At 41.8% G+C, this 11633-nt stretch carries 9 protein-coding genes; 7 read left to right on the top strand and 2 right to left on the bottom strand.

What is annotated here, in order from left to right; genetic code table 11:
- Positions 1–79: 79 nt before the first annotated feature.
- From GFB48_RS07470 to GFB48_RS07455, 4 genes are read left to right on the top strand one after another with little or no spacing between them, the layout of a single operon-like run.
- Positions 80–2017, top strand: a complete 1938-nt coding sequence (locus tag GFB48_RS07470) for an efflux RND transporter periplasmic adaptor subunit (RefSeq protein WP_163933382.1) — start codon at positions 80–82, stop codon at positions 2015–2017.
- 3 nt (positions 2018–2020) lie between these two features.
- On the top strand, positions 2021–4180 hold the full coding sequence (locus GFB48_RS07465; protein ID WP_163933380.1) for an efflux RND transporter periplasmic adaptor subunit: 2160 nt from the start codon (positions 2021–2023) through the stop codon (positions 4178–4180).
- Positions 4173–6137 carry a DEAD/DEAH box helicase gene (locus GFB48_RS07460; RefSeq protein ID WP_163933377.1) on the top strand — a complete coding sequence of 655 codons (1965 nt, stop codon included), beginning with the start codon at positions 4173–4175 and terminating at the stop codon, positions 6135–6137. The genes GFB48_RS07465 and GFB48_RS07460 overlap by 8 nt, the downstream gene beginning before the upstream one ends.
- 8 nt (positions 6138–6145) lie before the next feature.
- Positions 6146–6883: an efflux RND transporter periplasmic adaptor subunit gene (locus GFB48_RS07455; protein WP_163933374.1), complete on the top strand. Its 738-nt coding sequence runs from the start codon at positions 6146–6148 to the stop codon at positions 6881–6883.
- A 17-nt stretch (positions 6884–6900) separates the two neighbouring features.
- On the opposite strand, the gene GFB48_RS07450 is transcribed toward GFB48_RS07455, so the two are convergent.
- Both GFB48_RS07450 and sodB read right to left on the bottom strand, forming a co-directional pair.
- Positions 6901–7626, bottom strand: coding sequence for a SapC family protein (locus GFB48_RS07450; RefSeq protein WP_163933371.1), 726 nt, complete (start codon positions 7624–7626; stop codon positions 6901–6903).
- 245 nt (positions 7627–7871) lie between these two features.
- The gene (sodB, locus tag GFB48_RS07445; protein ID WP_163933367.1) at positions 7872–8456 is read right to left on the bottom strand and encodes a superoxide dismutase [Fe]; all 585 of its coding nucleotides are present in this window, start codon (positions 8454–8456) and stop codon (positions 7872–7874) included.
- A gap of 205 nt (positions 8457–8661) precedes the next feature.
- On the opposite strand from sodB, the gene grxD reads away from it, so the two are divergent.
- From grxD to sucD, 3 genes are all read left to right on the top strand, one after another.
- Positions 8662–9000: a Grx4 family monothiol glutaredoxin gene (gene grxD, locus GFB48_RS07440; protein ID WP_163933407.1), complete on the top strand. Its 339-nt coding sequence runs from the start codon at positions 8662–8664 to the stop codon at positions 8998–9000.
- 333 nt (positions 9001–9333) lie between these two features.
- Entirely contained in the window at positions 9334–10500 is a 1167-nt protein-coding gene (sucC, locus tag GFB48_RS07435) for an ADP-forming succinate--CoA ligase subunit beta (protein ID WP_163933363.1), read from the top strand.
- Between the two features lies 1 nt (position 10501).
- A complete protein-coding gene (sucD, locus tag GFB48_RS07430; protein ID WP_163933360.1) occupies positions 10502–11374 on the top strand; it encodes a succinate--CoA ligase subunit alpha in 873 nt (290 codons plus the stop codon).
- Positions 11375–11633: the final 259 nt, after the last annotated feature.

Below are 11633 nucleotides of genomic sequence, written 5' to 3'. Positions count from 1 at the left end.
TATAAAAAATAGGCTATTATAGTTTTATATTAAGGCGCAAGTGGTTTAAGCCTCATTTTCTAGAGTAGGGAACCCAACTATGTTCAGCAAGGATGAACAGGTAACGCTTAACACAGAAAGCAGCCAGATAGCCTCTTATACAGAACAAGGACCATGGGCAGAACTTGCCGCAGCGAAAGACATAACCTCTTTCGCTCAGCAGTGGTTGAACATACAAAGTTCGATGTTAATTGGAGTGCAATCCGCGCTGGTTATTTATCGAGTAAGTGCCGTTGCTGCTTTTGATCCAAATCACTCTGATGAAGCTACGGATGAGAATAGTTTTGTCGAAATTGCGCATTGGCCCGAACAAGGCTATCAACAGGCACTTAGCCAAGATGGTAGCGCTGAATTAGCGTTACAAAAAAGCCAACCAGTCATTAAAAAGTACCAACTTGACGATTCCCAGCATACCTTTGTTTACCATCTTGCTTATCCGATTAAGATTGACCAGCGGGATCAAGGAGTGGTGGTGTTTAGGATCTCTGCTGAACATCAAGCTAAGTTAGCTTCTATTATGCGGCAATTGCAATGGGGTGCCGTATGGTTTGAGGTTTTTACCCAGAAGCACCAACATCAAAAAGCCATTACTAGCAATCAAGACTTAGAAAAGTTGACCTTGTTATTGGCAGCTTATGTGGATACTGAAAGCTATCAACAAACGGCCTTGATGTGTGTGAATCGTATTGCTAATGATCTCGGTTTAGAAAGGGTCAGTTTTGGTTTTTTGGTAGGTCAACAGCTGCAGCTAGAAGCAATTTCTAACTGTGCTAGCTTTGATGAAAAGACCAATTTAGTCAAAGCGATTATCGATAGTTTACAAGAGTGCAGTGATCAACAAGCCTCAGTCATCTATCCACAGCAACAGGATTTTAAGCTAACCGAAAAACATCAACTTTTAGTTGAGCAACATGGCAGTGGTTCGGTTTTATCTGTGCCTATTTTTGAAGTGGATAGCAAGCGAGTGAGTCAGTTAAACATTTGCGGAGCAATGTTATTCGAGCATAACCAAAATGACTTTTTTGATGCACAAAAAATCAGTTATTGTCAGCAAACTGTCCGCTTAATCGGCCCATTATTGCTTTGGAAAAAGAAACAAGATCGCAATCTATGGCAAGTACTAATAGATGCTGGGCGAAATAGTCTATTCAACATATTTGGCTTCAAGTATCTTAAAGCCAAATTTATTCTGGCTAGTTTGGCACTTGTCATAGTGCTGGCGGGAGTGTTTGAAACTCAATATAAAGTGCATGCCAATGCCACTGTAGAGGGATGGTTGCAACGCTCAATCGCCGCCCCTCAAGATGGTTACATTAAAGCGGTCAATGCATTTCCTGGCGATCTGGTCGATGAAGGCAAGGTATTGTTTGAGCTTGACGATAATGCACTTCAACTTGAGCTTTTGAAATGGCAAAGCGAACACATCAAACTTAAGCAGGAATATCTCGATGCTTTTGCCAATTACGATAAAACTAAGGTGGGAATTTTAAAAGCAAGGATAGCCCAGGTTGAAGCCAATTTAGAATTGGTATCAAAGCACATCAGTAAGAGCAAAGTTGCCACCCCATTCGCGGGTATTGTGGTTGCTGGGGACCTTTCCCAATCTATGGGAGCACCTGTTCAAAAAGGGGATATCCTGATGCAGATTGCGCCCTTAGATAAATATCGAGTGATTTTGCATATCGATGAAAAGCAAATTCGGCAGATTAACTTAGGTCAGAGCGGTACTTTGGTATTGTCTTCGATGCCAGGACAGGGTTTAAATTTTACAGTAAAACGTCTTACACCTATGGCGGAAGTCGTTGATGGACAGAATATCTTTAAGGTAGAAGCTGAACTTGATGAGGCCCCACAGTGGTTAAGACCTGGGATGCAAGGGGCGGGTAAAGTAGAAATAGAGCAGCGTAGTTACTTGTGGATTGCAACCAGAAACTTTGTGCATTGGTTCAAGCTGTGGTTTTGGTCGGCTAAGGTGTAATTGATGACAAAACAGAGTCAATTATTCAGTCCCTATTGGTATCGAGTTGCAGCTTTAAAGCCCCAACTTAGAAACCATATAAATATTCAAAGACAAGTTAAACGTGGCCGAGTTTGGTATTTTTTTGAAGATAAGATCACCGCTGCCCATCACAGGTTCAACTATGAAGCTTATGTACTGATCAGTCAGTTTGATGGCAGTAAAAGTGTTAACGATATTTGGGAAAATGCAGTTATTAAATTGCAGGATAAAGCACCCAGTCAAGAACAGGTAATAGCCCTTATTACTAAATTATACCAAGCGGGTTTATTGGTTAGTGATGGTTTAGCCGACCATGGCGAGCAGTTAAGACGAAAACACAATATGGCTTTTAGTAAATTAAAAGCGAAACTCAGCAGTCCGCTAGCCATTAGGGTCCCCTTGTTCGACCCCGAGCCATTCTTAGCTAAGACGGTTAACTTTGCCCGACCTTTTATGAGTCGCTGGTTTGCGCTGGTGTGGCTGCTGGTGGTGATCAGTGCGTTTTTGCAAACATTAACCCATTGGCCGCAATTAACTGAAAATATTGTAGATACGGTGTTAACTCCAAGCAATTTACTGCTGCTTTGGTTGCTTTTTCCAATTGTCAAATTACTACATGAGTTGGGGCATGCCTATTTAGTGAAAAAATATGGCGGAGAAGTCCATGATATTGGCATCATGTTTTTAGTGTTCATGCCCGTTCCTTATGTAGATGCATCTGCAGCCACTAATTTTAGCTATCGCTACCAAAGAGTGTTGGTAGGGGCGGCGGGTATGTTGGTTGAACTGTTTATTGCTGCGCTGGCTTTGCACCTTTGGGTCCAGTTAGAAGCGGGCTTAAGTCGCACCTTACTTTATAACATCATGCTTATCGCTGGGGTCTCAACGCTGTTATTTAATGCAAATCCATTACTTAAGTTTGATGGTTACTACATACTTTCCGATTTGCTTGAAATTCCTAACTTAGCATCAAGGTCGAATCAATATATTGCTTATGTGATACAACGTTACTTATTGCTAGTTAGTGATATAAAGTCTCCGGCTTATGCTCAGGGGGAAGCGGCATGGTTCAGCTTTTATGGGATCGCTTCATTCTGTTATCGAGCCTTCATTGTGTTTATTATTGCAATATTTTTAGCACAACAGTTTTTCTTTATTGGAGTAGCGCTAGCGTTATTTTCGTTGTTTACTATGTTTATTTTACCCTTGTATAAACAGAGTAAATTTTTGCTAAAAAGTCCCAAGCTGAATCGCTTAAGGTTGCGAGCCATAAGCGTAGTAGCATTATTAATGCTCAGTGTTAGTCTGATTTTTTTTGCGGTGCCATTCTCAGCAACAACCCTAGTACAGGGGATCATTAAACATCCTGAAGACGCCATAATCAGGGCTCAAAGTAATTGTTTTATTGAGCAAGTGATGGTAAATCCGGGCTCGAAAATTAGTAAAAACCAGCCGTTATTTTTGTGTCAAAGTGATGAATTGACGACCGAAAAGAAAGTACTCCAGGCAAGATTGCAGGAATTGCAAATCAAGCTTGTGCAGTTGCGCTTTGAGGGGCAACCTCAGCAAGCTCAATTGGTAGCAACAGAAATTAAAAATTTACAGGGTAATCTTGCTTATATCGAACAACAGTTGGCGAACACCATCATTTATTCCCCAGTAGATGGGCGACTGTTGATTTCGGCTTTAGAGTCTCTCCCTGGGCGGTATTTTTCCAAAGGCGAGGCCATTGGCTACGTCTCTGAATTAGCGAGGGAATTAACGATACAAGTGGCAATTACGCAGCAAGATATTGAGCAGATCAGACAATCAAGTGAACAAGTTGAAGTATTAATTAATGCTTTTGGTGAAGGGATCTTGCCAGCGAAGGTAAGTCGCATTAATCCAGGTGCTCAATTTAGCTTGCCTAGTATTGCTCTAGGGCATTTAGCAGGAGGAGAGATCAATGTCGATCCCCGTTCGAGCAGTCAAAAAGAGACCTTTAAGCGGGTATTTTGGTATGACATTAAGTTAGTTAATAGACAGCCAATAGAATTTTACGGCTCAAGAGTGTGGGTACGTTTTACCAAAGATGATGAAACCCTAGCCAGCCGCTTTTATCGTGCCATTAGACAAAATTTTTTAGGAGAGTTCGGTGTCTAATTGTCTACCATACCCACTGCCACAACAGACCTATTTAATGAGATGGCCTACGCACAACAAATCATGGGAAGATAAATTACAAGGGTATCTTGATAGCCGTGCCAATATGCAGCGGGTGAACTCTAAACAGCTAAAAAAATTGCATGATAATATTGCTAATTATTATCAGCAACTTGCTAATTTAGAGTCGCAGAGTATTGCTGCTAAGAAAGTTGAGTTGCAACGCTTAGCCATTAACCATGGGATAAACCTCGATTTTGCCAGTCAGGCATTTGCCCTTATTGGTGCCGTTTGCCAACAACAATTTGGCTACCGTCCTTTTCCAACTCAATTTGAAGGGGCATGGGTGTTGATGTCAGGTCTAATTGCGGAAATGGACACTGGCCAAGGAAAAACGCTGACTGCAGCGATTGCCGCTACCACGATGGCGATTGCTGGAGTTTCATGCCATGTGATCACTGTCAATGAGTATTTGGCCAAACGTGATGTTGCAGCACTTAATCCCATCTATGAAGCCTTCAACTTAACCACCGCGGTGATCACTGAAGGGATGACTGAACCTGAAAAGGTTGAAGCATACAAAGCTGATATTGTTTATTGCACCAACAAGCAGGTGGTCTTTGACCATTTACGAGACAGAATGAAAATGGGGTCGAATACCCCGGCACAATTGGCACTAAAGCAGGGGTTATTAGGGGATAAAGCTCAGCAACTTATGTTGCCAGGCTTAGTGTATGCGATCGTTGATGAGGCAGACAGTATTTTAGCTGATGAGGCCATCACGCCGCTCATCATATCTAGTGACATCGACACCTCGGCTCGGCAGGAAATTTATCAAACGGCGTTAATGCTAGCTAAGCAATTACAGCAAGGAAAAGATTTTATTGTTGATAAGCCTAGGCATTTTTTACAATTCACCTTAGATGGGCAAAATAGACTTTCACAATTATGTCAGCAATTTAGTGGGTTATGGCAAGTTGCTGTTACTCGTGAAATGTTGGTGCTTAACGGATTAAAAGCCTTGTATTTATTCAACAAAGACTTCGATTATTTAGTCGCTGATGGCAAGGTTGTGATTATTGATCAAAGTACTGGCAGAGTGATGGCCGATCGCTCATGGGAGCAGGGGCTACATCAATTAATTGAGCTCAAAGAGGGGTTGTTACTGAGTAAAGAAAGGCAGACCATAGGAAGTATTAGCTATCAACGTTTTTTCAAACGCTATCTCTTGCTCGCCGGAATGACGGGTACCGCTAAAGAAATCAGTAAAGAGCTTGCTGCTGTTTATGGATTATCTGTGGTTCGAATAGAGCCTTATCAAAACAATAGAAGAAAGTATTTAGAGCCTTGTGTGTTTGCAACTGGGGAACAAAAAATGGTGGCAATTGTGGCAAGGGTTAAACAGTGGCAGCGACAGCACAAGGCGATTTTGATTGGTACTCAAAGTGTTCAAGAATCAGAATTATTGTCACAGTTCTTACAACAGCAAGCGATGGCACATCAACTGCTCAATGCGCGGCAAGATGAGCATGAAGCGAAAATCATTGCTCAAGCGGGTCAACCTGGGCAGATCACCATTGCGACCAATATGGCTGGCAGAGGGACTGATATTAAGCTATCTGATACGGTAGCGAACAGTGGTGGATTGCATATCATAGTGACTCAATTAAATGATTATCGGCGGGTTGACCGGCAGCTTTTCGGACGTGCGGCAAGGCAAGGGGACCCAGGTGTGGTGCAATTATTTTTAAGTAAAGAAGACGACTTTTTTAAACGCCATGTTCCTAACTGGTTGCTTAACTTGTTAAAAGAGCAACAAGCAGGACTCTGGTTAGCGCCTTTGGTTAAATTTATCCAAAATAAAAATGAACAGCGGGCATACAAAACCAGAAAGCAACTCAGTCAACAGCAGGAGTATTTGGCGGACTATCTCGCGATCACAGGACAATTAGAATGATAAAGTTTATGAAGCGCAATTTAATGACAGGTTGGCTGTTTTTAGTCGTTACGACAAACTTGCCAGCACAAGATTTTTATCAGCAAAGTTTTGATTGTATGTTGAAGCCGCAAATGGTGATAAAAGTAGGCAGTCCGGCTCAAGGGATCATTGATAAGCTCCATGTGCAAAGGGGGGATACTGTTGTTCAAGGGCAGACTTTGGTGAGTCTTGATAGTGAACTAGAGCAAATTGGTATCACCTTATCTAATCAACGGCTTAAACTATTAAAAGATCAATTAGACAGGTTAGAAACCTTAAAACAGCAAAATATGGTTTCCCAAGAGCTTTATGAAAATACCAAGTTTGAATATTTGATGGCCGAATTGGATCTCAAAAAGAACAGTTTGTTCCTAGAAAGGAATAAAGTAAAAAGCCAAGTTAAAGGCGTAGTCACCAAAAACTTGCTCTATCCTGGTGAATACGCTTATGAACAAAGCCCTGTAGTAGAAATCGCAAAAATGGATCCTTTATTGGTTGAAGTTCTGTTACCAATAAATTTTTATCCTGAAATTGGTGTTGGCCAAAGTGCACAATTGCAGATAACCAATCCATTTATTAAGACTTATCAAGCTAAAGTTGATGTGATAGATCAAGTCATGGATGCCGCTAGTAATAGCTTTGGGGTACGTTTAACTTTGGCCAATCCCAATTTAGATATTCCTGCGGGATTGATGTGTAGCATTCAATTTAAAAAGCCACACTAATGTGTGGCTTGAATTCATTACGCCGCTTCTACCTTAATACTTCGTTGGACTAGGGCGTTGAGATTATTTAGTGAATGTAAATGAAGATACAATAATTCGATCGAATCATTTTGCATCAGTTCTTTTAACTGCTCGGCACTGAGTGCTTTTAGTTTCTCGCGATTGACGGCTAAAAAACCCGTCAAAGAACGTTGCTTTCCATTTTCTTGAAATTGAGCGCCAACTTCCTCCAGTAAATCAAGCTCCTTAAGCTTCTGGCAAAACATCTGTGAACGTTTGAAATGAGCTTGGTATTCTTTCATAAATGCTAATACATTTTTAAGGTACTGAGTTTGCTCCCCTTCACTATCAAAAAGTCGCTCTCCTTTACCTTCGGTATTACAGCCAGAGAAACTGCTATCAACACATAAGGTAAAATGTTCACCAGCATCGCTACTTGAAAAGACAAATGGGTAGCGACGAATAAAGGCTGGAACATAGTTAGCATCCCAGCCTTTATCTACTGAATAGTAGAGGTTCTCATCATTGCGAGTGCCGACAATAACAGCGGGCATGATTTCATTACCTCCGGTGAAGACGATTGGATACTCGTTGGCAGCATTGCGAAATTCAACCGCCATAAGGGGGATTGAATTTATGTCTTTAGCAAAAGAGTAGTCATTGCCAGATTTGACATATAAATCCGCATGCTTTTGTTTACTAAGTGCTTCGACTTGATCATATATCAGTAATTGTTTGTCCATAACTTTGTAGGCTCCATGGCTTTTTAACTATATGGAAATAATGTTGTTTCTCACGCAGAGAGTGTTTTTTACGACATTAATAACTGTAGTCACAAAGTTAGCAGTTGGCTAATTTTTAGCCAACAAATGACGGTTTTAAAAATGATTAAGATGGGATTTTAAAAATAATTACAGGCAGTAAGCTTAGATAAAAAAAGGTCAGCGACTCAGTCACTGACCTTTAGTTAAGGGGGCAGGAAATAAACTTATGCAGCGAAGTTAGCCGCTACGAATTCCCAATTTACTAATTGCCAAAAACCATTTAGGTAATCTGGACGCACATTACGGTAATCAATGTAGTAAGCGTGTTCCCATAGGTCTACAGTTAGTAGTGGAGTCACACCATCTTCAGTGAGTGGAGTCGCTGCGTTAGAAGTATTAACGATGGCTAGAGAACCGTCAGCGTTTTTAACTAACCAAGTCCAGCTTGAACCAAAGTTGTTTACTGCTTTGTCGTTCAGTTCAGCTTGGAAAGCTTCGAAAGAACCAAAGCTTGCGTCGATAGCTGCAGCTAGATCCCCCGTTGGCTTGCCGCCAGCATTTGGTGCTAAACAATGCCAGTAAAAAGTGTGGTTCCAGATTTGAGCAGCATTGTTGAAGATACCACCGGTAGAAGTTTTAACGATATCTTCTAGTGATTTACCCTCAAACTCAGTACCAGGAATAAGACCATTTAACTTAACAACGTAAGTGTTGTGGTGCTTACCGTGGTGGAACTCTAGAGTTTCTTTAGAGATGTGCGGCTCTAGGGCGTCGATTGCATAAGGTAGTGCAGGTAATTCAAAAGCCATGATGGCGCTCCATTTTTGCATTTTTTAAAAAATTCCACTGAGTATTGTACTGATAATTTTTGTGAAGTGAATCAAATATCCTCTGTTTTTGATATTTTGCCCATTGAATGAGCATCTGAAGGATTTCCCTTACAAAAACTGTGTTTTTGTTTTACCCAAGTTGGCGTAGAATAGATGTATCTTTATGAATAACTTCGGTCAGATTATGGAAACCATAGATAGAATTAAGCAACAAATTGCTGAAAACCCAATTATCCTTTACATGAAAGGCTCACCTAAGCTACCAAGCTGTGGTTTTTCTTCTCAAGCTTCACAAGTATTAATCAACTGTGGTCAGCCTTTTGCCTATGTTGATATTTTACAAAACCCAGATATCCGTGCTGAGCTACCTGCTTTTGCTAATTGGCCAACTTTCCCACAATTATGGGTTGAAGGTGAATTAATTGGTGGTTGCGATATTATTGTTGAAATGTTCCAAACCGGTGAACTAAAGCCACTTATCGATGAAGTAGCCGCAAAACACAAACAAGAAGACGCTGAGTAATCTCAACTGCCTCCAGGTTTTAAAGCCCAGCTTGTGAAAGCTGGGCTTTTTTAATAAGAAGGCTCGGCTCACACCATGATATCTTTGATCCCTATCAAACAGACTCTAAATCCTTTTTTTACTTGAGTTTTTTTCGCACAATTTGCTGTTGCATTATGATTATAAATTGGTCATGTTAGGTATGCATTATTAAATGCCACGCTTAAGTTGGCTTAGAAAGTCGGCAGAATATTAAAAGTAGGACGTTAAAGGACTCAATATCTGTAGTTATGAAAACTGAATTTTCATAGATGAAGCCCTTGCAGTATACGTTCTGATATATGGATGGATATTATGAATCTGCATGAGTATCAGGCAAAACAAATTTTTGCCAAGTACGGCCTTCCAGTGTCAGAAGGCTTAGCCTGTAGTACCCCGCAAGAAGCGGCGGAAGCTGCAGATAAGATTGGCGGTAGTCGCTGGGTTGTAAAATGCCAAGTACATGCTGGTGGGCGTGGAAAAGCTGGAGGTGTTCAAGTTGTCGAATCAAAGGACGCCATTAGAGAATTTGCCCAAAGCTGGTTAGGCAAAAATCTAGTAACTTATCAGACTGATGAAAATGGACAACCGGTCAACAAAATCTTAGTTGAAGAGTGTTGTGACATTGCCAATGAGTTGTATTTAGGTGCGGTGGTGGATCGTACCAGTCAAAAAATAGTATTTATGGCGTCAACCGAAGGCGGTGTAGATATTGAGACCGTTGCGGAAAAAACGCCTGAGCTGATTCATAAAGTCGCAATTGACCCATTAGTTGGGGCGCAACCCTATCAAGCACGCCAACTGGCATTTAAATTGGGCCTAAGTGGTGATCAAATTAAGCAATTCACTAAGGTTTTCTTAGGTTTAGCGAAAATGTTTAGTGACCTAGACTTTGCTCTACTGGAAATTAATCCGTTGGTGATCACTAAGCAAGGCGGTCTAAATTGTTTGGATGGCAAAATCAACGTTGATAGTAATGCTATTTATCGTCAACCTAAGATTCGTGAGATGGCCGATCCTTCCCAAGAAGATGAGCGTGAAGCTCATGCTGCGCAATGGGAGCTGAACTATGTGGCCCTAGATGGTAATGTGGGTTGTATGGTTAATGGTGCTGGTCTTGCAATGGGTACCATGGACATTGTTAACCTGCACGGTGGTAAGCCTGCTAACTTCCTTGATGTTGGCGGTGGTGCAACTAAAGAGCGCGTGGCAGAAGCTTTTAAAATTATCCTTTCAGACGATAACGTTAAGGCCGTATTGGTGAATATTTTCGGTGGCATCGTCCGCTGTGACATGATTGCTGAAGGTATTATTGGCGCCGTTAAAGAAGTAGGTGTTACTGTACCTGTGGTTGTCCGTTTAGAGGGGACCAACGCTGAAAAAGGTTCACAGGTTCTTGCTAACTCTGGTTTAGATATTATTGCCGCAAGCAGCCTGTCTGATGCAGCTGAGCAAGTCGTTAAAGCAGCGGAGGGCAAATAACATGGCTGTTTTATTAAATAAAGATACGAAGGTTATTTGTCAGGGGTTTACCGGTGGTCAAGGCACTTTCCACTCAGAGCAAGCACTAGAATACGGCACAGCGCTTGTTGGTGGTGTCAGCCCAGGTAAGGGCGGTCAAACCCACCTAGGTTTACCCGTATTTAATACGGTGGCGGAAGCGGTTGAACAAACGGGCGCAACCGCATCGGTGATTTATGTACCTGCGCCATTTTGTAAAGATGCGATTCTAGAAGCTATTGATGCGGGTATTGAACTGATAGTTTGTATTACCGAAGGCATTCCAACTTTGGATATGGTTGAAGTTAAAATCAAGCTAGATCAGTCAGGCGTGCGTATGATTGGTCCTAACTGTCCGGGTATTATCACCCCAGGTGAGAGCAAAATCGGCATTATGCCAGGCCACATTCATAAGCCTGGTAAAGTGGGCATTGTTTCGCGTTCTGGTACTTTAACCTATGAAGCGGTGAAGCAAACTACCGACGAAGGTTTTGGTCAGTCTACCTGTGTAGGTATTGGTGGCGACCCAATCCCTGGCACTAACTTTATTGATGTGCTCGAGATGTTCGAAAACGACCCTCAAACCGAAGCCATCGTCATGATTGGTGAGATTGGTGGTACCGCAGAAGAAGAAGCCGCGGCTTACATCAAAGATAATGTATCTAAACCTGTCGTTTCTTACATTGCAGGTGTAACCGCGCCTCCTGGTAAACGTATGGGCCACGCCGGTGCGATTATCTCTGGTGGTAAGGGTACTGCAGACGAAAAGTTTGCCGCTTTAGAAGCTGCGGGCGTTCGTACCGTTCGTTCTCTAGCTGAAATTGGCAGTGCACTGCGTGAGAAAACGGGCTGGTAATAAACTCGCACGAAAATTCGTTTCTTGAGCGCGGCTTCGCCTTGGGTGTTGTTTTGCATCTACGGCACGCCGATAACGGCTACAGTGAATGAATTTAATTTTAAATTAAAGGGTTACTTACAATAGGTGGCCCTTTTTTGTACCCGCAAAATGGGGTTACAGTTACATTAATTTCACCAGTCTACTCATTGTAATCGCTAATCCCATATAAAAAATGCCGCGATAACGCGGCATTTTAATTTGTAGTTCATGGGTTTGC

Origin of the sequence: Paraferrimonas sp. SM1919, from assembly GCF_010993985.1 — a bacterium.
GTDB lineage: Bacteria > Pseudomonadota > Gammaproteobacteria > Enterobacterales > Shewanellaceae > SM1919.
This window is presented reverse-complemented; position numbering and strand designations above follow the sequence as displayed.